Annotated in this window: 20 protein-coding genes and 1 riboswitch; of the genes, 7 read left to right on the top strand and 13 right to left on the bottom strand. The window is 28.6% G+C overall.

All coding sequences use genetic code 11. The annotated features are described in order from the left end of the window. Positions 1-101 precede the first annotated feature (101 nt). Complete coding sequence (locus ACMX2D_RS06760) at positions 102-845, bottom strand: glycerophosphodiester phosphodiesterase (RefSeq protein WP_414973268.1); 744 nt, start codon at positions 843-845, stop codon at positions 102-104. Positions 846-970: 125 nt separating this feature from the next. Continuing rightward, a riboswitch (TPP riboswitch) is annotated at positions 971-1,059 on the top strand. 38 nt (positions 1,060-1,097) lie between these two features. Here ACMX2D_RS06760 and ACMX2D_RS06755 point away from each other — a divergent pair. After that, positions 1,098-1,745: an energy-coupled thiamine transporter ThiT gene (locus ACMX2D_RS06755; protein WP_414973267.1), complete on the top strand. Its 648-nt coding sequence runs from the start codon at positions 1,098-1,100 to the stop codon at positions 1,743-1,745. Positions 1,746-1,821: 76 nt separating this feature from the next. On the opposite strand, the gene ACMX2D_RS06750 is transcribed toward ACMX2D_RS06755, so the two are convergent. The 8 genes from ACMX2D_RS06750 to ACMX2D_RS06715 all read right to left on the bottom strand — a co-directional run bounded on the left by ACMX2D_RS06750 (position 1,822) and on the right by ACMX2D_RS06715 (position 11,225). Then, positions 1,822-2,979 carry an SHIRT domain-containing protein gene (locus ACMX2D_RS06750; RefSeq protein WP_414973266.1) on the bottom strand — a complete coding sequence of 386 codons (1,158 nt, stop codon included), beginning with the start codon at positions 2,977-2,979 and terminating at the stop codon, positions 1,822-1,824. A 195-nt stretch (positions 2,980-3,174) separates the two neighbouring features. Next, on the bottom strand, positions 3,175-5,097 hold the full coding sequence (locus ACMX2D_RS06745; RefSeq protein ID WP_414973265.1) for an SHIRT domain-containing protein: 1,923 nt from the start codon (positions 5,095-5,097) through the stop codon (positions 3,175-3,177). 480 nt (positions 5,098-5,577) lie between these two features. Next, the gene (locus ACMX2D_RS06740; RefSeq protein ID WP_414973263.1) at positions 5,578-7,125 is read right to left on the bottom strand and encodes an ABC-F family ATP-binding cassette domain-containing protein; all 1,548 of its coding nucleotides are present in this window, start codon (positions 7,123-7,125) and stop codon (positions 5,578-5,580) included. 144 nt (positions 7,126-7,269) lie between these two features. Continuing rightward, positions 7,270-8,811, bottom strand: a complete 1,542-nt coding sequence (locus tag ACMX2D_RS06735) for a C69 family dipeptidase (RefSeq protein ID WP_414973261.1) — start codon at positions 8,809-8,811, stop codon at positions 7,270-7,272. A 1,013-nt stretch (positions 8,812-9,824) separates the two neighbouring features. Continuing rightward, positions 9,825-10,613 carry a peptidoglycan amidohydrolase family protein gene (locus ACMX2D_RS06730; RefSeq protein WP_414973260.1) on the bottom strand — a complete coding sequence of 263 codons (789 nt, stop codon included), beginning with the start codon at positions 10,611-10,613 and terminating at the stop codon, positions 9,825-9,827. Positions 10,614-10,621: 8 nt separating this feature from the next. After that, positions 10,622-10,765 carry a YvrJ family protein gene (locus ACMX2D_RS06725; protein ID WP_009447643.1) on the bottom strand — a complete coding sequence of 48 codons (144 nt, stop codon included), beginning with the start codon at positions 10,763-10,765 and terminating at the stop codon, positions 10,622-10,624. A 48-nt stretch (positions 10,766-10,813) separates the two neighbouring features. After that, positions 10,814-11,029, bottom strand: coding sequence for a hypothetical protein (locus ACMX2D_RS06720; RefSeq protein ID WP_009447605.1), 216 nt, complete (start codon positions 11,027-11,029; stop codon positions 10,814-10,816). Positions 11,030-11,039: 10 nt separating this feature from the next. Then, complete coding sequence (locus ACMX2D_RS06715; RefSeq protein WP_009447691.1) at positions 11,040-11,225, bottom strand: hypothetical protein; 186 nt, start codon at positions 11,223-11,225, stop codon at positions 11,040-11,042. A gap of 155 nt (positions 11,226-11,380) precedes the next feature. Here ACMX2D_RS06715 and ACMX2D_RS06710 point away from each other — a divergent pair, with 155 nt between their 5' ends. The 3 genes from ACMX2D_RS06710 to ACMX2D_RS06700 all read left to right on the top strand — a co-directional run bounded on the left by ACMX2D_RS06710 (position 11,381) and on the right by ACMX2D_RS06700 (position 16,866). Further along, positions 11,381-12,064: a lysoplasmalogenase family protein gene (locus ACMX2D_RS06710; protein ID WP_414971613.1), complete on the top strand. Its 684-nt coding sequence runs from the start codon at positions 11,381-11,383 to the stop codon at positions 12,062-12,064. A gap of 1,100 nt (positions 12,065-13,164) precedes the next feature. Then, the gene (locus ACMX2D_RS06705; RefSeq protein ID WP_414973259.1) at positions 13,165-14,325 is read left to right on the top strand and encodes a CD0519/CD1768 family membrane protein; all 1,161 of its coding nucleotides are present in this window, start codon (positions 13,165-13,167) and stop codon (positions 14,323-14,325) included. A 216-nt stretch (positions 14,326-14,541) separates the two neighbouring features. Beyond that, the gene (locus tag ACMX2D_RS06700) at positions 14,542-16,866 is read left to right on the top strand and encodes a KAP family P-loop NTPase fold protein (RefSeq protein WP_414973257.1); all 2,325 of its coding nucleotides are present in this window, start codon (positions 14,542-14,544) and stop codon (positions 16,864-16,866) included. A 49-nt stretch (positions 16,867-16,915) separates the two neighbouring features. Here ACMX2D_RS06700 and ACMX2D_RS06695 read toward each other — a convergent pair whose 3' ends face one another. The 4 genes from ACMX2D_RS06695 to rpiB all read right to left on the bottom strand — a co-directional run bounded on the left by ACMX2D_RS06695 (position 16,916) and on the right by rpiB (position 21,043). Further along, positions 16,916-18,988, bottom strand: coding sequence for a serum opacification factor (locus ACMX2D_RS06695; protein ID WP_414973256.1), 2,073 nt, complete (start codon positions 18,986-18,988; stop codon positions 16,916-16,918). Between the two features lie 220 nt (positions 18,989-19,208). After that, on the bottom strand, positions 19,209-19,634 hold the full coding sequence (locus ACMX2D_RS06690) for a hypothetical protein (RefSeq protein ID WP_414971618.1): 426 nt from the start codon (positions 19,632-19,634) through the stop codon (positions 19,209-19,211). Between the two features lie 9 nt (positions 19,635-19,643). Further along, a complete protein-coding gene (locus ACMX2D_RS06685) occupies positions 19,644-20,603 on the bottom strand; it encodes an NAD(P)H-dependent glycerol-3-phosphate dehydrogenase (protein WP_414973255.1) in 960 nt (319 codons plus the stop codon). Between the two features lie 8 nt (positions 20,604-20,611). After that, complete coding sequence (gene rpiB, locus ACMX2D_RS06680; protein WP_414973254.1) at positions 20,612-21,043, bottom strand: ribose 5-phosphate isomerase B; 432 nt, start codon at positions 21,041-21,043, stop codon at positions 20,612-20,614. Between the two features lie 224 nt (positions 21,044-21,267). On the opposite strand from rpiB, the gene ACMX2D_RS06675 reads away from it, so the two are divergent. The 3 genes from ACMX2D_RS06675 (at position 21,268) to rsmG (ending at position 25,108) form a co-directional block, all read left to right on the top strand. Further along, the gene (locus ACMX2D_RS06675) at positions 21,268-21,822 is read left to right on the top strand and encodes a sigma-70 family RNA polymerase sigma factor (RefSeq protein ID WP_414973253.1); all 555 of its coding nucleotides are present in this window, start codon (positions 21,268-21,270) and stop codon (positions 21,820-21,822) included. Positions 21,823-22,515: 693 nt separating this feature from the next. Further along, entirely contained in the window at positions 22,516-24,402 is a 1,887-nt protein-coding gene (gene mnmG, locus ACMX2D_RS06670; RefSeq protein WP_414973252.1) for a tRNA uridine-5-carboxymethylaminomethyl(34) synthesis enzyme MnmG, read from the top strand. Next, complete coding sequence (gene rsmG / locus ACMX2D_RS06665) at positions 24,395-25,108, top strand: 16S rRNA (guanine(527)-N(7))-methyltransferase RsmG (RefSeq protein ID WP_414973251.1); 714 nt, start codon at positions 24,395-24,397, stop codon at positions 25,106-25,108. Before mnmG ends, rsmG begins: the two co-directional genes overlap by 8 nt. Positions 25,109-25,738 lie beyond the last annotated feature (630 nt).

The raw sequence follows: 25,738 nt of genomic DNA, 5'->3' as shown, positions 1-25,738 counted from the left end.
ATTGTAAAAAGACAAGGCTTTTTAAATATCATGTATCCAAAAGTGATACCTTGGTATTATATCATATATATATACTAATTGCAATACTTTTAAAGATTTTTTTATAGATTATTTAAAATTTTTGCTGTTAAATCCGGATAATTTCCAATAAGAGCATCTACTCCCATTTCAATTAAATACTTCATAGCTTTTTCGTCATTAACTGTCCATGTATTTATTTCAAGTCCCATTTTTTTGAATTCCACAGCCCAAGATGGCTTTTGTAAAAGCATATAATATCCCGGATGGACAGCTTCATGCTTAATTCCTCTCATATACTCAACTGTATTCATCATTGGACTTTCAAATAGTAATCCTGTCTTAAAAGTAGGGTCAATTTGTTTACAAAGCTCCATTGACTCGTGATTAAAAGATGATAAAATAACATCATCTTTTAATCCAAATTCCTTTACCATATTGATAACAGCCTCTTCAAGACCACAGTAAAAGACATAATTATTCTTAAGTTCTAAATTTACAAAAAGTTTATTATCCTTTACTATTTGTAAAAGTTCATCCAAAAAAATAATCTTTTCTCCTAAAAATTCACTTCCCTTATGTGAGCCGAATTCCATTTGTAAAAGCTCTTTTGAAGTCAAGTCCTTTATAAAACCGCTTCCGTTTGAGCAAGTTCTATCAACATTATCATCGTGAATTATTACAAGTTTTTTATCCTTTGTCATATGGACATCAGTTTCAAAACCGTCACAATTTCCATATTCTATTGCCTTTAAAAAAGCAATTTTAGTATTTTCAGGATATTTTCCTGAAAAGCCTCTATGCGCTAAATTCAATATCTTTTTCATAATATCTCCTTATCTAATTTAAAATATATTTAAAGTATATCACTTTTATAATATTTACTCAATAAGTCAATGTTTAATAAATTTGTAAGGGGGTAAAAAATTAAAGTATGTAAATACAAATATTTTTTATTCGCTAGGGGTGCTACTAAGCTGAGAAATACCCTTTGTACCTGATTCAGTTAATACTGACGTAGGGAAGCTGAATAGTCTTTTTTGTGGACTTTCTAGTGAATATCATAGGAGGTTTTTTTTATGGAAAATTTTGGAAAATTTTTCTCAAGTACGGCAGGAAAAACAACTATTATATTGTTGATTTCCTTTGCGTTTTTATTTTTTGTCTTTTATTTTAGAAGAGATGAAAAAATATTTTCTACAAAAGCGCTAACTTACTCTGCCATCTTATTGGCACTTGGAATTAGTGCAAATCAAATAAAGTTTTTTAGTCTGCCACAAGGTGGAAGCATAACTTTATTTTCAATGATTTTTGTAGTTTTTATAGGTTATATGTTCGGACTTAGAGTAGGACTTATAGCAGGAATAACTTTCGGACTTTTAAATTTATTGATTAAGCCTGAAGTATATACACCTGTTCAAGCGATTATTGACTATATTTTAGCTTTTGGCTCTCTTGGACTCGGTGGACTATTTGCAAAAAAGAAAGATAAATTAATTTTCGCTTATATTCTTGCAATTACAGGAAGATTTATCTTTGCAGTATTCTCCGGATATGTATTCTTCGGAACCTATGCTCCAAAAGGTTGGAATCCATTGTTTTACTCAATCTGGTATAATTTTTCATATATCGGAACAGAAGGAATTATAACTGTATTATTACTTTTAATTCCGGTTGTAAGAAACACATTGGAAAAATTAAAATCAAGCAATTTTAAAACAAATTAAAAAATTACTAAAAAACAAAAATATTATTTTAACATAAAAATAGAGAGTGTAAAAACTCTCTATTTTTTATAATTTTTTATTCTTCATCTTTTTTCTTTGCTATATATGCTCCACCTATTCCAGCTAATGCAAGTATTACATAACTAAATGCACTTTCTATATTTGTCTTTGGAAGCATTCTACCTTTTTGTACTTTAGGCTTTTGTGATTCAGGTTTTGATATTTCCGGTTTTGGTGTTCCCGTTTTTTTATCTTCTTCAAATTTCCACTCGCCTTGTAATCTTAAATCTTCATTTTCAACTATTGCTTCATTTTCTATAGGTTCAACTTGATTATTTTTAGGAGCCTTCCAAGTTATAAACTTCCAAGTTCCCCCTTCTACTTTTATATCATCAAATTTTGGAAGATTTATTTTTGTACCACTTTCAACATCAGATTTGTTTGCAGGTACTTTAGCTTTTATTTCATCAGGTAATTCTTTACCGTCTGTTATTGATTTAAATTCGAAAGTTACATTATACTTTTTAGGTTGTGGTTCGGGTTTTTTATCTTTTTCAAATTTCCATTCACCTTGTAATCTTAAATCTTCATTTTCAACTATTGCTTCATTTTCTATAGGCTCAACTTGATTATTTTTAGGAACCTTCCAAGTTATAAACTTCCAAGTTCCATCTTCTACTTTCACATCATCAAATTTTGGAAGATTTACTTTTGTACCATTTGGAACATCATATTGATCTGCAGGTTTTTTATTTTTAACTGCTTCCGGTAATTCTCTATCATCAGGTACTGCAACAAATCTATATAATATCTTAAATTTATTTGAATGAGTGTCTTTTTCAAATTCCCAAACTCCATTTAATTTAATATCATCATTTATAACTTGAACTTCATTAATTACTACTGTTGTAGTTCCATCTGCATTAACTTTTTCCCATCTTTTGAACTTCCAAATTCCACCATCAGCCTTTACTTCTTTGAAATCAGTCTTAAGTGGATATTTAAAACCTTTTGGAACATCAATAGCTGATTGTGGTAATTGATTTAATACTCCATCCGGTAAATTTTTACCTTTAGTTCCTGATACAAAATCAGGATTTACGGAATATCCTTGAGTAGCCATTGGAGCAACATTATGGTTTTTTTCAACCTTTTCTCTCTCTGCAAAACTAACTTTAGGCAATATTGCAACTAACATTGCAAGAATAAGAATTTTTGAAATAATCTTCTTCATTTTTCCCCCTTTTTGTTAAAATTATTTTTGCTATTGAAAATTAATTACCTTATTTTTAGATAAATAGAATAAAACCCATCTAATATAAGAAATTGTAATAATAGCAGTTTATATTATAACATAAATTACTTTTTTGTACAAATTTTACACAAAAAAGACTAGGCTCAGCCCAGTCTTTCAATAATTTTTTTAATATTATTTATCTTTTTTCTTTGTAATATATGCTCCACATATTCCTGCTAATGCAAGTATTACATAACTAAATGCACTTTCTACATTTGTCTTTGGAAGCATTCTACCTTTTTGTACTTTAGGTTTTTGTGGTTTTAATGGTTTTGGTGGTTGTGATTTTTTATCAGCTTCAAATCTCCATGGACCTGCTAAAAATAAATTGCCATTATTTACTACCACTTCATTTTCTACCTTTTCAAAATCAGCACCTTTAATTGAATACCAGCCTACAAATTTCCAAGTTCCACCTTCTACTTTTACATCTTCATAATTTTCAAGATTTATCTTTGTGCCATTTTCAACATCTGATTTATCTGCAGGTTTTTTTGCTTTTATTTCATCAGGTAATTCCTTACCCTTAGTTACTGAATAGAATTGAAATTCTACATTATACTTTTCAGGTTTAGGATCTTCTTCAAATTTCCATATGCCGACCATTTTCATATCTGCACCATTAACAAACTTGTCAATTCCTAAAGAAAAATCATCATCTTTACCTTCAATTTCTATACGCCAATGCACAAATTCCCAAGTTCCACCTTCAACTTTTACACTGTCATACTTTGGAAGATGTATTAATGTCCCATCAGGAACACCTAATTGATCCGCAGGTATTTTTGCTTTTATTTCATCAGGTAATTCTTTTCCTGGAGTTTCTGATTCAAAACTAAATGTTACATCATACTTTTTAGGTTCAGGGTCTTCTATATATTTCCATTCTCCGGTTACAAGTAAATCTTGATCAACATAAACAAAATTATCTTGACCTGCATCTCTTGTTCCTCTATAATATGCAGCCCAAGTCCATCTTACAAATTTCCAAGTTCCACCATCAACTTTTACATCAGTCATTTCAGGAAGAGTTACAGTTGAGTTACTTGGAATATCTGTTTGTTTTTCAGGTAATTTATTCAATACTTCTTGAGGTAGATCTTTACCATCAGTTATTGATTTAAATTCAAATTCTATAAAATAAGTTGGAGTCGCTTTTTCAAATACCCATTCTCCTTGCAATTCTAAATTTCCGTCAACCATAATAGTATTTCCGAGATTTCCGGCTTTTGTACCTCTAGCTTCAGGAAATAAACTCCAACCTGTAAATTTCCAAGTTCCACCTTCAACTTTTACATCTTCAAAAGTTGGTAAATTTATTTCTGTTCCACTTGTAATATCTGTTAAGATTTGAGGTGTTTTGTTTAATACTTCATCAGGTAAATCCATTCCCTCAGTTCCTGAAACAAAGATAAATATTACACTGTATTTGTCAGGTTCAGGTGTTTTTTCAAATGTCCATTTTCCTATTACAACCAAATCTGAGCCGTTAACTATAAATCCATCTCCTTCAATTATACCTCTTGCACCTCTAATAATAGGATAAGCTTCCCAATGTAAAAATTTCCACTTTCCACCTTCAACTTCTACATCATCAAATTTTGGAAGGTATATGTCAGTACCGTTTGCAACATTTATTATATCTTTCGGTAATTTATCTAAGACAGCCTGTGGTAATTCTAGACTATCAGGTATTGCATCAAAACGAAATTTTATTGTATATCTCTCTTCGGTTGCTCTTGCTTTTGTTAAGCTAGCAGTAACAGGTTGTTCCACTTTTTCTTCAGCTTTAGCTTTTTCTTTTTTCTCTACTTTTTCTTCAGCTTTAGCTTTTTCTTTTTTCTCTACTTTTTTTTCAGCTTTAGCTTCTTCTTTTTTCTCTACTTTTTTTTCAGCTTTAGCTTCTTCTTTTTTCTCTACTTTTTCTTTAGCTTTAACTTTTCCTTTTTCGGTTACTGTTGTAGAATTTACTTTTTCTTCGTGTGCAAAATTAGTTTTCGGTAGAACCGATATTAACATCGCACAGATTAAAACTTTAGAAATAAATTTTTTCATATTCAATCCCCCCTAAAATAAATTTTAAGCTTATACTATATTACGATATATAGATATTATTTTTGTATCGTATTCTAGTATAGCTATATTATAGCATAGTATGAATATATATTCAATAGAAATTGTGAAAATTTAAATAAAAATATGATTTTCTTATATAAATTAATAAAGTGAAAATGATTGTTAAAAAAATATATATTTACATATAAAAATATAAATTTTTATCAAATAATATCACTTAATTTTTTTTAAATAAAATTTTTTTATATATAAAAAAGACTAGGATTTGATGTGAACCTCTAAATCCGGACAAAGGATTTGGGGGTTCACATCAGAATTTTCAACCTTTATTTAAAACAGCTTAAAAATATTGTTATTCTTTTTCGAATGTTTTTCACTTATTTTTTTATAATTTCCATAATTAAAATTTGAAAAATTACAAAAAAAAAGATTGGATCGCTCCAATCTATAAAATAGTTTTTATAATAGCGAAAAATCTTCCATATTCCAAATTTCTGTCGCTATATCTGTATAAAAGTCCTTTTCGTGAGAGATTAAAAAAATTCCTCCCTTATATTCCCTTAAGGCTCTTTTCAATTCCTCCTTTGACTCAGGATCAAGATGGTTTGTAGGTTCATCAAGCATTAGGATGTTTGTCTTTTCATTTAAAATCTTACAAAGCCTTACCTTTGCCTGTTCTCCACCACTTAAAACTTTCATCTGTGATTCGATATGCACATTTGTAAGTGAACATTTTGCAAGAGCAGCACGAATTTTAAATTGCTCCCAACTTGGAAATTTCTCCCACATCTCATCAATTGGTGTATTATTGTTGTCATAATGTTCTTCTTGTTTAAAATATCCTATTGCCAAGTTTTGACCGAAAGAAACAGAACCTGAAATAGCTTTAATATTTCCAAGAATTGTATTTACAAGAGTTGTCTTACCAAGCCCGTTCGCTCCTACGATAGCAATTCTATCTCCTCTTTCCATACGAAGATTTAAAGGCTTACTAATCGGCTTATCATAACCTATTACCAAATCTTCTGTTTCAAAAATTAATCTACTTGTAGAAGGAGCTGTTTCAAAATAGAATTCAGGCTTTGGTTTTTCCCTTACAAGCTCAATCTTTTCCATTTTATCAAGTTTTTTCTGTCTTGACATAGCCATATTTCTAGTAGCAACTCTAGCCTTATTTCTTTGCACAAAATCTTCAAGTTCTTGAATTTCCTGTTGTTGTTTTTTATAAGCAGCTTCAATTTGTCTTTGTTTCAACTCTTTCAGTCTTAAAAATTCGTCATAATCTCCAACATATCTATTTACTTCACAATTTTCAACATGGTAAATCAAATTTATTACAGAATTTAAAAATGAAATATCATGAGAAATTAAAATAAAGGCATTTTCATAATTTTGTAAATATCTTCTAAGCCAATTTATATGCTCCTCGTCCAAATAGTTAGTAGGCTCGTCAAGAAGTAAAATATCAGGCTTTTCTAAAAGCAATTTTGCAAGTAAAATCTTTGAACGTTGTCCACCTGAAAGGTCAAAAGCAGGTCTATCAAGCCAATCTTTAATTCCCATATTATGAGAAATTTCATCAATCTTGGAATCAATCATATAAAAGTCATTCGTTTCAAGTAATTCTTGAAGCTCCGCTGCATCCAGCATTATATTATCAAGTTCTTGACCTGATAATTCACCCATTTTCATATAAATATCATTTAATTCACTTTCAACTTCAAAAAGATATGAAAAGGCTGATTTTAAAACATCTCGAACAGTCATATCAGCACCGATTATGGAATGTTGGTCAAGGTAGCCAATTCTTACTCTCTTTGCCCATTCGATATTTCCCTCTTCAGCTTCAAGTTTTCCAGTAACCAAATTTAAAAAGGTACTCTTACCCTCTCCATTTGGTCCAACAAGTCCTATATGTTCCCCTTTTAAAAGTCTAAAATTTACATCTTTAAGTATTTGACGACCACCAAAGCTGTGGCTCAAATTTTTTACAGTTAAAATACTCATTTCTTCTCCTTTTAGTATAGCTCTACATATTTTACCATATTTTTCAATTTAAGTAAAAATTTTAAAGACTGATTTAAAAGGACATATATTTCAACACAAAAAAGCCGTCATTTCTGACGGCAATTTAATCTTTTTTAAAGTCTTTTAAGCATCTGATCTTGAAAATCCGTTTTTCATTTCACAACTTGCTGTGAAAAGTGTCTTATCAAGTAAATCATTTGTTTGGTCTTTTACAAAATCTGTTATCTCATCATTTGCTTTTTCTAAAAATTCGTGAACATTCTTTATCTTTGATTTGTTTTTCAAAAATTCTTTATCATATTTATTCAAGAATGTACGACATTTTGATTGAACTGCATTTTGATATCTTTCAACATGAGAAGCAGTTGATGGAAAATGCGCATCGCAAAGTGCTCCGATGATACGATTTACCCAATAGAAATTATCTGTTGAAGGAGTTAGAGTCGTATTTTCTAAATATTCAGGTGTTTTTGTAATATTTGCATAATATGGGATTATTGCATTAAATACATTTGAACCGAAAGATAGCCACTCAATACTTCTGATTTCTTCAGGCATATAAGGTCTTATTTGAACTAGAGCCAAAACATCATTACGATTTATGCCTATAGGTCTAAATTTACCCTTTTGTGATAAATCTCCATTCTTTAGATATGGGTCATAAGGAGTTCCTTGATAGTGATTAGACATAATATACTTAACATCTTCTATTGTAATCTTCTTTTCAGGAATCATGCACCAAGGAAGATTATCACTATGTGGTTTAAATTCAGCATCTTCACCATCCCAATCGAAAGTGTTTGGATTAAAATATCTTAACATTACCCAAGCACGAGGTGTATTGTAAGTATGATCAGCATCTGAATGACTTCCAAAAGCAACTCTTGGATTGAAAGGCTCTTTATAGTCTTCATCTTCATCATAATCAAAACCTTCTTCAAAATCTTCAAGAATTTTTTCAAGAGAGATATCAGTAGATAAATCAAGGAAATTTTCTTCAACAAATTCTTTCAAATCTGATGAACACATAAATTCTTCCTTTGCTCCGTAAGCATCTTCAAAATCAAAATGATCAAGTCCGAATTGATTTGGCATTACAACATAAACCTCATCAGGAACTCTTCTTGCTATCCAGTGATGACCGCCAATTGTTTCAAACCACCAAATAGAATCAACATCTTGAAAAGCAATTCCGTTACTTTCATAAGTCCCATATTTCTCTATTAATGCACCAAGTCTTTCAACACCCTCTTTAGCACTATTTATATAAGGAAGAGTAATTACAACAAAATCTTCCTCTCCTATTCCACCCTTTTTTATAATATCAGGTTCAAATTCTACTAAAGGATCCGCTCCCAAAACTCTTTCATTTGTAGTAATAGTTTCTGTTGCAGTCATTGAAACATTTTTTTCATTAACACCACAAGCTCCCCAAACTCCACGCCATTTTTTTACATTTGGCAGACAAGTATAACGCATAGGATTTTTAGGCAATTCTATTTCACAATCTGTACGAACGGATTTATAATGAATTGGTTGATCTTTAGGCTCAACAACAATGAATTTTTTTGATTTAAACATTCCAGCTGAAGAATCTTCAATACGAGCAACCAAAGTTGAACCGTCATAACTTGCTTTTTTACCTATAAGAATTGTAGTACACATAACAAACCTCCTCAGTCTTTAAATAATAATTATTATTAACTACAATAATATTATAACTCAAATTCACAAAAAAGTAAAAATATTTTTTATTGTTTCACAAAAAACTTAATCTACTTTTGTATTTGAAATTATGGATATAATGAAAAACAAAATGCTTCACGTCATAGTACTTTGTAGAGAAATGCCCTCAACACGTCATCTCGACTATTTGTTTGTTTACAATCAATAGTATTCCCGAAAGAAATCTAAACAAGATTTATTATGTATCTGCGATACATTTACTTTTACTTGTTTACAAGCAAAAGTATGAGATCTTTCGACTTCGTTACACTTCGCTCAAGATGACGTATAAAGAGAATATCTTTGTCCAATAGCCGGACGTTAATAGTAAATAAACTTCAATAAAATGTAAAAATTGTATATTATAAAGAAATAACTCACGTCATAGAACTTTGAAATTAAATACCCCTAACACGTCATTTCGACTGAAACGGAACGTAGTGAAGTGAAGTGAAGTGGATCTAGCTCTAACTTTGTTTACTTGTAAACAAAAGTAGGTCTGACGGGGTAATTGTATCGTTAGATACAATTGCTCTGGAAATCTCAACTATTGATTAACTGTAAACATTAGTAAATTTTTTATATGTATCTACGATACATTACTTTTGCTAAATCAAAAGTATGAGATCTCTCCGCTTTGTTTCGCTTTGCTCAACTCCGGTCGAGATGACGTATAAGGATTAATACTTCGTTTAGTGGCTAAACGTTAACAGTAAATAAACTTCAATAAATTTTAAAAATTGTATATTATAAAGAAATAACTCACGTCATAGAACTTTGAAATTAAATACCCCTAACACGTCATCTCGAGCGTAGTCGAGAGATCTCACACTATTATTTGCTTGCAAATAATAGTAAGTCCTGTAAAGGACTTAAAAATAATTAACTCAATATATTTCACAAAAAAACAATTAACGGTAACTATCCATTAATTGTCTTTTATAATGTAAATACTATTTGCTTTTTAATAATCTGTTGACTTCCTTTTGTACTTCCTCATAATTGTAACCTGCATTTTCGAGCCTTGCACGTCTTAATTCTCCGTTACCCCAGTTTCCTTGAATGACTTCTTTGGCTACTTCTCTTATTGCCTTTTCATTTATAAAAGCTCTGTAATCAACCCAACCCTTTAATTCCTTTACATAGTAATAACTTCCCCATTTTCTAGTTAAAGTCACTTCTTCTCCTTGATGATTTTGTGTCGTTCCAATCATACTTTTATCTTCACAAAACCAAGGCAAACTGTCGATTGAATAATAGCCTTTAATTTTGCTCTTTATATTCAAAAGCTCCATATATTCTCCCTTATCTTGAAATTCTTTTAATCTATATACAAAATAATGTGGTCTTCCCGCATAAACCCACAATCTATCGTGATTATCCACAGAAATTCCATTTGCAGAATAGTTACAATGAATAATTCTGTTTTCATCAATAAAAATTCCTGTATGTCCATAACTTGAACTGTTATTTTCCCTTTTACCCCATATAAAAATGTCTCCTCTTTTTGCTTTCCAAGGAACATTGTCAGTTATCTTTTCAAAACCGTTCTTTTCAAGCCAAAAATGTTCGTGTTTAGTGTCAATAGTCCAACCATTACTATTAGCCCCCGCACTTCTAAGTGCATAATATAAGGAAGAGGAACAGTCATAACTGGAAGTTCCATTTCTATTTTGCATAGAATACGAAACCTTACCTTTTCTGTTTTCAAACCACTTTATTGCCTTTTCAATATCTATCATAAAAACTCCTATTTAAGTTTAACAACCAATTCGTTTATAGCCTTTGTAAGTTCGTCTATCTTCTTTTCAAATCTTAATAATAAGAAAATGGAAAGGACAACAGGAAAGCCTACATTTGAAATACTTGTAATTATATTTTCAATATTTTCCATTTTTTCCTCCAATCTTATAGCAAAAAAAGACCAAAAGGTCTTTTTCTACTAGATTAATGTAATTTCTTCATAGCTTGTTGAAATAATATTAGCCTTTTTAACTCCTGTAACTTTTAAATCATCTTTAGCCAAAACTGACTTGTAATCAAAAGTTTTTATTATATCACCCGCTTCATCAGCTGACATATTTTTAATATTTGAAATTGTAAATGCCATATTTTTTCCGTCCTCTAATGTTAGAGTCATACTCAATGTCTTCTTCATTTTTTACCTCCTACTCTAAAGTTGTTTCTACGACTTTAATTGCTTCTTTTTTTGTACCGTCAATAAATTTTTCAACGAATTCTCCGAGTTTCTTTAAATTTTCATCGGAACAATCACTTTGAACATTCTTTACAGTTACACTTCTCTTTTTAGAATTAGCAAGATTAAAACTAACCTTTAAATACTTTTTAGCCATATCTTTTCTCCTTTTAATTTATTTTGTAAGCCTTACACTTATATAATAAAAATTTTTCAAAAAAAGGGGGGATAAGGTTTATCTCTTATTCCTTTAACTTGTTAGAAGCACTAATTTATGTTAAAATAATTGATACTAAGAGATTTGGAGGCAATATGAATAAAGAAGTACTCGGAATTTTTTCGTACATAATATTATTAATTTATACATTATTTACCATTGGTAATTTATATATGATTTTACAAAAAAAAGATACAGAAAGAAGTTTTTTCAATGTCTTATTAATGCCCCTATTGGCGTTATTCTACTTTTTAAAATTTAAAAACCATAATATTTTAATATATCTTTCAATTTTTTCCTTTTGGATTGGTGATATATTATGTACAAAAAGAAATAAAAAAAATATAATCATAGGCTTACCGCTTTTTATCATCGGTATAGCCTTATATATAGTAAAACTTGCAACATTTATTAAAATTTCAGAATTGAACTACCTACTTACAATAGTGATAATGCTATTGTATTTCGGACTTGTTTTCTTTGAAACTATAATATCCTATGAATATGCAATTGAATACTTTAAAGGTGATATAATTTACCTTTATATTTTTGCTTTTGTAAATGCAACACTTTGTATTATAGCGATTTTAAATGCATTTTCAAATTATAGAAGTGGAGTATGGTATTTAATCTTCGGAAGTAATCTATTCTTACTTTCAAGCTCACTCTTCTTATTTGTAGTATTTATAAAAAATAATAGATTTTTTAATCTATGCCTAACATTGACTTATGCAATTGCAAAACTGCTTTTGATAATAGGCTTTGGGCTATTAATATAACGACTGATTTCAGTCGTTTTTTTGTTAAGGACATATTAAGGAATAATACTTCGTCTAGTGGCTAGACGTTAATGGTAAATAGACTTCAAAAATTGTTTATTATTAAAAAACACTCTACATTTTATAATACTTTATTGATTGAAAAATTAATAATCTTATTCTTTCACAATAAAAATTCACGTCATAACACTTTGTAAAGTAATGCTCCCAACACGTCATCTCGACCGAAACGAAGCAAAGCTGAGTGTAGCGGAGAGATCTCATTACTATTATTTATATGTAAATAATAGTAAGTCTTGAAAATATTAAAAAAGGAAATATTTAGATACAATAATTATAAAATCTCTAAAACTCATTTTAGTATGAGATTCACATAGTAGATGTATCTACGATACATTTACTTTTGCTAATGCAAAAGTATGAGATCTTTCGACTTCGTTACACTTCGCTCAAGATGACGTATAAGGAATAATACTTCGTCTAGTGGCTAGACGTTAATGGTAAATAGACTTCAAAAATTGTTTATTATTAAAAAACACTCTACATTTTATAATACTTTATTGATTGAAAAATTAATAATCTTATTCTTTCACAATAAAAATTCACGTCATAACACTTTGTAAAGTAATGCTCCCAACACGTCATCTCGACCGAAACGAAGCAAAGCTGAGTGTAGCGGAGAGATCTCATACATTTGCTTGTATTCAAGCAAATGTAAATGTATCGTAGATACATCAACTACGGAAATATAATAAATACATTTGTGTATTAATTTAATTTTTAAATTCTATATAAATTTAGTTAAGATTTCTTTCGGAAATACTATTGCTTGTAAATAAACTTCAATATTTTTACAATAAAACAGTTCAATTCACATCACTTTGAAAAGCACATCTTAAACAAAGAACGAAACTCATTCAAACATAAAAATATCATACGATACCAAAGTGAATTATCGTTGAAAAAATCGGATTTATAGGTACTTTTCAAATAAAAAATATTTATTTAAAATCTTTAATAAAAATGCATTTTTTCCATTGTTTTTTTATATCTTTTATGATAGAATAACCATAGTATTTATTTTTTGGAGGTATATTGAATTGGAAGAAAAAAATATTGGAAGATTCAAAAAAGATATTGGACTCGAAAACTTCCTTTGTCTTGGTTTATTCCTAGCATTTTTTATCTTAATTGGTAGAACAATGGGCGGAATAAATATGATCAAAACTATGATGAATACCGGTTTTGATTTACTTATGAATGTATGTCTTTATTTGATGGCGATTGCCGTATTGGCTGGAGCAATTTCAGGTCTATTCTCTGAATTTGGAGTAATAGCTCTTGTAAATAAACTTCTGTCAAAAGTTATGAAACCAATTTATGACTTACCCGGAGCTTCTTCTCTAGGTATGTTAAACTGTTATCTTTCAGATAACCCTGCTATCTTAACATTAGCACATGATGATAACTTTAGACGTTATTTCAAAAAATACCAAATGCCGGCTCTTACAAACCTTGGAACAGCTTTTGGTATGGGACTTATCACTACAACTACAATGATGGGACTTAACGTTGAAGGTGCTGTAACAAGTGCCTTAATCGGAAACTTGGGAGCTGTTATAGGTAGTGTTGTATCTGTTAGACTTATGATGCATGCTACTAAAAAAATGTATGGAACTACTGAATATGTTGAAGTAAAATCAACTGTTAAAATTCCGGAAAACTCAAGAGTAGTTAGAGAAGGAAGTGCAGGTTCAAGATTTATCCAAGCTATCCTTGACGGTGGAAAAGTTGGTGTTGATATGGGACTTTCAATCATTCCCGGTGTTGTAATCATCTGTACATTAGTTATTATACTTACAAACGGACCCGGAGCTGAAGGTGTTTATACAGGATCAGCAAATGAAGGAGTTGGAATTCTTCCATGGATTGGAGGAAAATTATCTTTCATCCTTAACCCATTATTCGGTTTCAGTTCTCCGGAAGCAATTGCAGTTCCTATAACTGCATTAGGCTCAACAGGAGCAGCAATTGGAACAGTTGCAAAAATGGCAGCAGTAGGAAAAGTTTCAGGAAACGACATAGCAGTATTCACTGCAATCTGTATGTGCTGGAGTGGATATATCTCAACTCACATCGCAATGATGGATGCACTTGGAACAAAAGAAGCAACAGGAAAAGCATTAATCAGCCATACAATTGGTGGATTAGTTGCAGGTTTTGCAGCACATATTCTATATATGTTATTCCATATGTTTTAATAAATAAAAAAATATTGGTAGCATTTTAAATGCTACCTTTTTTATGCCTAAATTTAAGTTTAACAAAACTATCCTTTATGATATAATAATTATGGGTTTATGCCTTATGATAAAGCTATAATTATTTCATCATAATAACCTAAATATAATTATCAAAATGGAATTATGATATAATAATCTTATGTTTATATAAAAAATTTTTTAAGGGAGAGAGTTATGAAAAAGGAAAAAAAGTATTTTAGAGAACTTAAGAAAAAAGTAGATATATATTTTGTAATTATAATTTCTATGCTATCATCATTATCAATTTATATGCTTTATGAAAGAAAAATTTTAAATCAAGAGAATATATATGTACTTATGGCAATACTTACTATTAGCTTTATTGTTTATATTTTTAGTGTCATTAAAAATTTTAAATCAAAAAATATTAATGAACTTGATAAATCTATATATATTTCTAATATTTTTTTAATAACTTCGTTCTTTATGATTATTATAGTTAAATCTATTAAAAATAGAGATTTACTTTTAATATATAATTTAACTAAAAGAAATATTACTATATCATTTACAGTAATAATAACTTCCGTAATAATAGTCTTAACAGTATTGTCTTTTATTTTAATGTCAATAAGAAATTATTTATATAAAAAATCAAATACTCCAAAAGAAAATTATAAAAAAGTATGTACTTTATGGGATATTTATACTGGAAATTTCAATGATAAAGATTTAAAAAACTTAAAAATTGAAGATAGTGATAAAATCGAACATGATTTATTTGGAAGAACTCCTATTGTTGATAATCTATATGATTCAATAACTAATTTTAAAGAACATTTAGATTGTTTCACTATTGGAGTTGTTGGAGAATGGGGAAGTGGAAAAAGTACTATAATAGAATTGGCAAAAAATAGAATTTTAAATGATAAATTTAAAGATAAATTTATTATTATTGAAGATTTTGACCCTTGGGCAATTAAATCTCAAGACGCATTAATTTTAGCTATGTATAATACAATAATGGAGAATTTAGGAGAAAATATTGACTATTTTAAAAGAAAAAAAGTACAAAATGCTCTTATTAATATAACAACGAATATTCCATATATTGGTAAAGGAATAGGAAATTATTTTGAAAATAGAATTGATGATTATACAGAATATAAGGAAATAAAAAGTGATTTAGAAGAAAAGTTAAAAAAATCAGATAAGCGTTTAGTTTTTATTATAGATAATTTAGATAGAATGAAATCAGATAATGTTATATTTTTACTTACTCTTATAGAAACTTTATTCAAATTACCAAATATAACTTATATTGTAACTTATGATAAATATAGATTAAAAACAATATTTAGAACAGATAAAATAGATTCAAAATATATTGAAAAAATAATAAACCAGGAAATCCTCATTCCTAAAATACACCCTTCAAATAAACAATATATATTTTACACTTGTTTAAAAAATTGCATAAAAACAAATATTGAATTTTTATCTATAAGAGATAAAAAAACACTAGAAGAATTTGATAATTATATTTTAAGAAAAATTACATCAAAATTTGATAATATTAGAGATTTTATAAGATTTTTAAACTTTCTAAATTATGACATGAATACAATTTTTAGTTTCGAATATGAAAATACCTTTTTAATATTAAAGACAATACAATTTCTAGATAATAAGCTTTATATACAATTATTTAAAATCAAAAAGTTGATTACTCATGAATCAAATCAAAATTTAAATGAAGAAAAACACAAAATTTATCAAGAATTAAAAAGAAGTAATTTATTTGACTTGTTAGAACTAATTCCATTCAAAAATTCAACTTATAATAATTTAAATGTGTCAGAAACTTGTTTAGATAAAAATGTCGAAGAGTTTTTAGATAATTGGTTAAATTTTTGTAATAGTATTTATTTTGATAATTTATTTTCAACTACATCTTATAACTTTGTAGAAATAGAAATAAAAGAACTTTTTTCAAAAATGCCTTTTACTTATAATACAATAATTGGTATTTTCAATAAAAATAAAATTTATTTAGATTCTTTTTTTATTTTTTGGCTTAGCTCAAATCTTTGGGGAGTAGATAATTTAAACTATGACTTATCTTGTTTAAAAATATATACACTTGTATTTTTTATAGACAAAATAAAAAATAATGAATTAAAAAAAGAATATGAGAAAGATTTTCTAGAAAATTTTGATAAAAATTATAAAAATAAAACGGAAATCATCAAGATCCAAAAAAGTATTTATGACCAACTTTTTGAATCAATACAAGATCTTTTTGATTCTATTTTGAATTCTAAAGCATTTTATGATATAAATAAATATTCAAAAATTTTTAAAAACAATACGAATTTTAAAACTTTTATTAGTAATATAGAAAGTAATAATGAAAATAATAATAAAATTATAAAGAACTGTATAGAAATAGCTTCTAATAATCATCTAACACAAAAAGAACAAATTGATAAATTACAACAGGAATTAGAAGTATTATTTCAAAACAATATAAAATAAAGGAGTAAATTTCACTCCTTTATTTGTTTCTATATTTATTTAGTTTTCCCTATTTAGCATTTTTTCTTTTAGAAATATACATTCCCAAAATTCCAACTGCTAATAGTAATGTAGAAGACCCTGCGATTGCAGTTTTTGGTATTTTTGTTCCCTTTTCTTTATTAATTTCAGGTTTTTTATTTTTATCTGCATTTTCAGGTTTTTGTTTATCATCTTCTTTGTTGTCTTCATTGTTATCCGGTTTGTTGTTTTCTTTATCGTCCGGTTTGTTATTATCCGGTTTGTTGTTTTCTTTGTCGTCCGGTTTGTTATTGTCTTCCGGCTTAGTGTCCTCAACAGTTGATAAATCAGTTCCGTTTGGATAAGATCCATTTGTTCCGTTTGCTGAATTTTCATCTGTATCAACTACATTTGATTCTACAACAACATCTTGAAGTTTTAACAATAATTTTCCTGCATCTTCAGTCTTTTGTCTATTTTCATTTATCTTATATTTTGCAGTGGATTCCGCTAATGTGATATCAGCTGTGCCGACATCTTGTTTAGCTTTTAACTTGTAAACCAATTTTAAAGTTTTATTTTGTTCAAAAGCATTTTTTATATCTTCTGCATTTAAAGTCCAATTTACTTTAGGATTGCTTGAAAAGAATAAACCTCCACCTTTGTTAAAAGTAGCATTACCTTCTTTTTCAAGGATTTCTGCTTCGAAATTTTTATGAAGTTTATCTTCTATACTTATTTCTTTTAATACGTCCTTAAATTTTTCAGCTAATTTGCTATCATCAGTATTTAAAAAGTTTCTATTTTCAGACATATCTTTTAAATATTTTTCTAATTTGTCTTTTTCTTTATGGCTTTTATCTATAACATCTACAGAATAGAAATTTATATTTTTATTTTTAGCAATTTTTGCTTCGCCCTGTGCTGATAAATTGTGATTGTAGAAGATATATTCTCTTGGATAAAAAATAGTATCCATTGCGGTTTCGATAGCTTTTATAGTTGCTTTATTAAGCAATTTTTCTACTTCTCCCGCATTTTCTTTTTCGATTTTTTTCTTTATAGCAGCCATAATAGTCTTTTTAAATGGAAATTCCTTACTCACAACTTTTATTCTTTGATAACTGTGATGATGATATCCTTCTCCAACAATTTTGGAGTAATTAAAATCTGAAGAATTAAATTTATTGCTTTCAAATTCTTTTAGTTTTATATAGTCAAAAACGGAATCCAATCCAAAAAATTTTAAATAATCAGCTAATCCAAGTTTATCTTTTATATTATCAAAATTATGAATTCCAAGTCTATTCAACAATTTTATAAAAGCATTAAAATCTTTAATCATATTGGATTTTTTAAATGTTTTTTCCATGTAAAAAGGCCATGGGAAAAATGGACTTTCACCCACAACAGTATCCTCTTTGATTGTTGTAGTTTTTGCATTTTCCTTGTCTTTTATATCATAACTGAAAGTTGCTTCTCCTTGAGATAAAAGTACAATATGTTGACGTTTCCCTGATTTTTTCTCATTGTCAAAAATCTTTTCAGCTTTGTATATAGCCTCTTGCATACTTACACCATAATTATAATTATTTTTGGCTTCATTAAATGCATTCTCAATTTTTTCATCTACATTTGAAGGTTTTAATTCAACTGAATCTTTAACTTGACGATAAAAACTGATTAAACGTACTGAATTAAGATTGCTGTATTTATCATCTTCTAAAAGAGTTTTAACTATTTTTTTTATTTTCTCTTTTGCGCTTTTCTTTGTTTCTTCAGTCATCTTTTTAGAAACGTCTAAAAGGATAATAACATCTGAACCGTTATGAATTTGTTTAGGTGTAATTTTTGTTGTAACTGTTACAGACTTATCTTTTTCAACAACCGCTGATTTTTCAATATCGAACAATTTTGTCTCTTCAACATCTCTTCTCTTTACATTTTTGTCCTTATCAGATATTTCTTTATCAGTTCCTTCTTTTTTTACCACAAGTTCCTTTTTTTCTTCTACAACTTTATTCTTTGACAAATTTCCTTCATCTGCCAAAGATTGTTTAGGTAAAAAATTGATTACAAAACTAAACAGTAAAATAAAGACTAATAATTTTGATTTTTTCATAAATTGTAACTCTACTCCTTAAAAATTTTTTATATAAAAAATGAGCTTAAAATAATTAAAGGTTTATCCACGAATAAATAATTAATTATTAGTATAAGCTCAATCCCCATACTTCAAGTAAAATAATAAAATATTTTCTTATTAAACTCAAGTGATATTTGTCTTATTATTTTCTAATTTATAGATATTTATATAAATATTTTCAACTTTTTGACATTTTTTATATTAATTTATTCTTTTTAGCGATTTTTTTGATTTTATCCAAGTCGCTTTTATCATATTCTTGTCTCAAGTCTCTAAAAATTTTAAAATTTACCATTATGGTCTTTCCCTTGTTTTCAATTGAAAAACTTCTTATTCTATCCCATCTGTATAGCTTTGCAACTAATTGCCAAGGGTGAATAATTCCTCTTTCACTTATCCCTGCACTCATCATACTTGTAAAAAATGCAAGCCACCAGGATAATGCTATTAGATATCCAACTAAGTCATTTTTCAATCTATATCCTGCAAATAGTAAAAGAGCTAGTGCGAATACAAGAGATATGAATGTATATTTTGTAAACTTTACTTTTATGAAACATGTTAATCTTCTATAAATATTGAAGACACACAAAAGCAAAGGAATTAATATCAACGGTAACATAAATTCTCCTTAAAATTCCATTTTTATACTTCTTTTAAAAAGATTATCCAAAATTTCTTTCGGATTCTTCTTATTATATATTATTTCATAAACTGCATTTGTTATAGGCAATTCAACATCGTATTTTTCGGATAAATCCATTAATGCCTTTGTTGTGAAATATCCCTCTGCAAGTTTTTCAAAACTCTCGCCCTTTACAAATTTTTCGCCAAATTTTCTATTATTACTAAATTCGGAAAAAACAGTAGCTTCATAGTCTCCAAGATGACAAAGTCCGTATGCACAGCTTTTATCTCCACCCATTTTTTCTATAAGCCTTGCAATTTCTCTCGTTCCTCTTGACATCAAAGCTCCCTTTAATGAGCTTAAATTCATTCCGTCAAGCATTCCTGCAGCAATACCTATAACATTTTTTGAAGCAGCTCCGATTTCATTTCCCAAAAGATTTGTTCCATAGTAAAATCTGATTAAATTGCTTGAAAAAGCGTCAACTAATTTCTTAACCAATTCCCTATCATCTGAGTCAATTACCATACAATTCGGAATTCCATTTGTAAAGTCCTGAACATGTCCGGGTCCAATCCAAGCACCACAAGAATAATTTTCTCCTAGAATATCCTTTACAATTTTTGTAGGTGTAAAACCTGTCTTTATTTCAATTCCTTTCATACAAAGGATAATAGGAATATTTTTCTCTTTAAAATTAGCTTTATTTTTATTTAACAAATCCCTTAAGCCCTGTGTTCCAACTGAAATAATGATTAAATCTTTATTAAAAACATCATTTATATCAGTTGTCAAAGAAATGGACTTTGGTAATTCAAGAAAATTATTTTTCCTATTCTCTAAAAAGTTTTTCATCTTTTCAGAAGTTTCTCTTCCATACAAAGTAACTTCATTTCCTATTTTATCTAAATACCAAGCTATGAAACTTCCCCATCTTCCACAACCTATAACAGCAATCTTCATAAAATCTCCTAATTTTCTTCTAACATATCTATTCTCTTTTGATGACGACCACCCTCGAAGCCCTCTTCAATAAAAGTTTTTACAATATCTTTTGCTAGTTCAATTCCGGTAACTCTTGCTCCCAAGCAAAGAACATTTGCATTATTATGTTTTCTTGTCATTCTAGCTGAAAAACTTTCACTACAAAGACCTGCACGAATTCCTTTAACCTTATTACAAGCTATTGAAATTCCGATGCCTGTTCCACAAATTGCAATTCCTAAAGAATTTTCATTTTCTAAAACTTTTTTACAAACAGCTTTTCCAAAAAGCGGATAATCCACGCTTTTAGTTTCATCTGTTCCTACATTTATAACTTCATGTCCCAATTCTTCTAAAAATTTTACAAGTTCGTTTTTCATCTCAACTGCTGAGTGATCATTACCTATTATTATCTTCATAAAACTCTCCTTATATGATATTTAATATAACTAATAATAATATATTTATGAATTATAGTCAAGCACTTTAGTAACTTATAAAGATACTTTATACTAAATAATATAAATTTTAGTAACTTTACAATTGACTTAAAGTTAAATTAGTAGTATAATTATATCAAGAATTAGTAAACTTAACCCAACAACTGAAAATACCGTCATATCTAGTCATATCAGGAGGAAAGATGTACGACAGAGAAAAAATCATAAAAGACTTTAGCCCTTTGATAAAAGCGAGTATAAAAAAGTATTTTGCCAATTACATAAGCTATGAAGATGCATATCAAGACGGAGTTGTAAAAATTTTGGAGCTTTTGGAGAGCTATAAAGGCGGTGGAAAAGTTTCACTTGAATGTTATTTAAAATATCAATTAAAATTTTTTTATATGCAAAAATTTTTTAAAAGAAAAAAAGAAAACGAAAAGACATATACAAAAATATATCAGACAAAGGATGATGAAACAATTGAAGTTTTGGAGCTTATTGTTGATGAAAATGCAGATACACAAAAAGAGATTGAAACAAGTGAGTTAAATAAAAAAGTAAGAGAAATTGTGTCCACTCTCCCCCAAAAGCAAAGAGAGGTTATAGAATATAAATTTTATGAAAATTTAAAAAACAGAGAAATTGCAGATAGAATGAAAATAAAAGAAGATACAGTTAAGGAGTATTATAAAATAGCAAAGAAAAAACTTAAAGATAAATTTATTGAAAATGAGATAGATATTAGGGAGTTGTAGTATTTTGCTACCAATGGGATGTATCGTAGATACATAATAAGTTTAGATTTCTTTCAGAAATACTATTGCTTGTAAACAAGCAATAGTTGAGATCTTTCGACTACACTACGTTTCGCTCAAGATGACGTATTTGGGGGCTTTACTCTTCTTGGTGCTATGACGTGAAGTATTTTTTTGAAAATACTTTTTTATTAATTATTGAAGTCTATCTACTTTTAACGTTAAGCTATAAAACAAAGTATTAAACCTTATACGTCATTTCGACCGAAACAGAACGTAGTGAAATGAATCTAGCCCTAACTTTGCTTGTTTACAAGCAATAGTAGGTCTGACGCAAAGATTGTTCAAATCTTTGATTTGAGTACAATCGACTGCGGAAATCTCATACTTTTGCTTTAGCAAAAGTAAATGTATCGAAGATACATCAAATACAAAAATTTTAGTCATTAAAATAGAGATCTCACTACAATTATTTGTTACAAATAATTGTAAGTCCTGCAAAGGACTTGTATAAAAAACAATATATAACTGTACTAGATATTTCCTAAATCCACTTTACAATTATATTTCTATCCCCCTATTATTTCAAAAAGGACTCTTTGAGTTCTTTTTTTGTATATTTTTATGAAATTTTTACAATTTTGTGGTAAAATATAATATGTATATTTATGTAGATTTTTATAAGGAGAAAAAATGACAAATTTTATAGATGAAAAATATGATGTTGTTGTAATCGGTGCAGGTCACGCCGGTTGTGAAGCAGGTCTAGCAAGTGCAAGGCTTGGACTTAAAACAGCAATTCTTACAATAAGTATGGATTCAGTCGCAGATATGCCCTGCAATCCAAATATAGGTGGTACTGGAAAAGGCCATTTAGTTCGTGAAATTGACGCTCTAGGTGGAGAAATGGCGATAAATATAGATAAAACTTTTATTCAATCCAGAATGTTAAATACTTCAAAAGGTCCTGCTGTTCACAGTTTACGTGTTCAAGCGGATAAAAAGATGTACCATACTGAAATGAAAAAAGTTTTGGAAAAAGAAAAAAATATAGATTTAATTCAAGCAGAAGTTAAGGAAATTCTAACTGAAAACAATGAAATAACAGGAGTTTTAACAACTTCAAATGAAATCTTTCCTGCAAAGGCAGTTATCATCTGCACAGGAACTTATCTTAAATCTATGATTTTAATTGGAGAAAATTGTTATGAAAGTGGTCCTAATAACTGGAAATGCTCCACTTTATTAAGTGATAGTTTAAAAAATTTAGGAATTCCGCTTAGACGTTTTAAAACCGGAACTCCTGCAAGAGTTCATAGAGACTCAATTGACTATTCAAAAATGGATATTCAAAAGGGAGATGACAATATAATTCCATTTTCCTTTATGAATGAGGGAAAAGATATTGGAAACCATAAAGAAGATTGTTACTTAACTTATACAACTTTAGAAACTAAAAAAATCATTCAAGATAATCTTCATAGAAGTCCGATGTATGCGGGAATTGTAAATGGTGTAGGACCTAGATATTGCCCATCGATTGAGGATAAAATAGTACGTTTTAACGAAAAAGACGAACATCAAGTTTTTATTGAGCCTGAGGGTTTGGATACTTTGGAAATGTATGTTCAAGGTGTCAGCAGTACACTTCCCCTTGACGTTCAAAAACAAATGTATAAAAGTATTTTGGGACTTGAAAATGTTAAGATAATGCGTCCTGCTTATGGAATTGAATATGATTGTATTGATCCGACTATTTTAAGGGCAACTTTAGAGCATAAGGATATTAAAAATCTTTTCTTTGCAGGTCAAATTAATGGAAGCTCCGGTTATGAAGAAGCTGCAAGTCAAGGTATTATCGCAGGGATAAATTCAGCAATGAATATTTTAGGAAAAGAACCTTTTGTTTTAACCAGAAGTGATGCCTATATAGGAGTTTTAATTGACGATTTAATTACAAAAGGAACTGACGAGCCTTACAGAATGATGACTTCAAGAACTGAATATAGACTTTCTTTAAGACAGGATAATGCAGATTTAAGACTTACGGAAATGAGTTATAATATAGGTTTGGCAACTAAAGAACGTTATGAAAAATGCCTGAATAAAAAGACTTTAATAGAAAATGAAATAAATAGATTAAAGTCATCTATCTTAACACCAAAGGAAAATACTAATAAAGCCTTAGAAGATTTGGGAAGTATGAAACTTAAAACTGCAGTAAGCCTTTATGATTTAATAAAAAGACCTGAATTAGACTATGAGATACTTAAGGATTTAGATACAACTCGTGAACCTTTGGATAGAGAAATAAAAATGCAAGTTCAAACTATGATTAAATATGAGGGTTATATCGAAAAACAAAGCCAACAAATAGAGGCATTTAAAAAACTTGAAAACAAAAAACTTGAAAATATCGACTACAATTCCCTATCAGGTCTTAGAATTGAAGCAGTTCAAAAACTTGCAAAATTCAGACCTGAAACAGTAGGACAAGCGAGTAGAATTTCAGGAGTAAGCCCTGCAGATATAAATGTCTTGCTTATTCATCTTGAAACTCAAAGGAGAAAAAATGGATAATTTAAAAAGTTTAACTCAAAAAGAAAATATTATTTTAAGTGATATAGCTTTAGAAAAATTTGAAATTTACAGAAAATTAATTCTCGAATGGAATGAAAAAATTAATTTAACAGCTATTACAGATGAAGAAGCTATGAATACAAAACATTTTTTAGATTGTCTATTACTTACAAAAACAGGACTTTTTGATGATGATAAATCTGTTTTAGATGTGGGAACTGGTGCAGGTTTCCCTGCAATTCCACTTAAACTATATAATGAAAATTTAAAAATAACAATGTTGGATAGCTTAAATAAAAGGATTAAGTTTTTAAATATCGTAATCGAAGATTTGAATTTAAAAAACATAAAAGCTATTCACGGACGTGCTGAAGAAGTCGGGAGAAAAGAGGGTTTTAGAGAAAGTTTTGATATAGTTAGTTCAAGAGCTGTCGCTTCCCTATCTTTACTTTTGGAATTTACGATTCCATTTTTAAAAGTAAATGGACTTTTTCTTGCAATGAAAGGACCTTCATATCTTGAAGAAGTTGAAATTTCAAAAAATGCATTTAAAAAATTAAATTGCAAATTGGAGAAGGTTTTGAATTTTAAAATCGAGCAAAACGGAGAGATTTCAGAAAGAAATATTTTGATTATAAAAAAGATTGGAAAAACACCGGATAATTTTCCTAGAAATATGGGACAAATAAAGAAAAAACCGTTATAAAAGAGTAAAAGAAGGTTTAAATACCTTCTTTTTCTGTGTTTATTACGAAGTGAAACAATTTACTTTTTATATAATTTTTAATAATATATAAAGTTTATTTACTGTTAACGTCTAGCTATTGGACAAAGTATATTCCCTTATACGTCATTTCGACTGTAGCGTAAGCGAAAAGAATCTAGCCCTAACTTTGATTGTTTACTTGTAAACAATCAATAGTAGGTCTGACGCAAAGATTGTTCAAATCTTTGATTTGAGTACAATCGACTGCGAAAATCTCATACTTTTGCTTTAGCAAAAGTAAATGTATCGTAGATACATCGATATGAAATTTTCATACTAAATGAAACTCTAGAAAATTTACATAGTAATTATAATTAACATTTTTATTTTTTTAAGTCCTTTGCAGGACTTACTATTATTTGCAAGCAAATAATAGTGTGAGATCTCTCCGCTCCGTTACACTTCGGTCGAGATGACGTGTTGGGAGCTTCTCTTTGCAAAGTTCCATAACGTGAGTTATTTTATTTTTTATATAATTTAAAAATACTATGATGTAGATTTTTATTTTTTCTACCATATTTATAAAGATATTTTGAAGTTTTTTACTACTAACGCCTAGCCACTAAACAA

Source organism: Parvimonas oralis, from assembly GCF_047608425.1.
Classification (GTDB): domain Bacteria; phylum Bacillota; class Clostridia; order Tissierellales; family Peptoniphilaceae; genus Parvimonas.
Note: the sequence above shows the minus strand (reverse complement) of the source record. Positions and strands in the feature narration are given on the sequence as shown.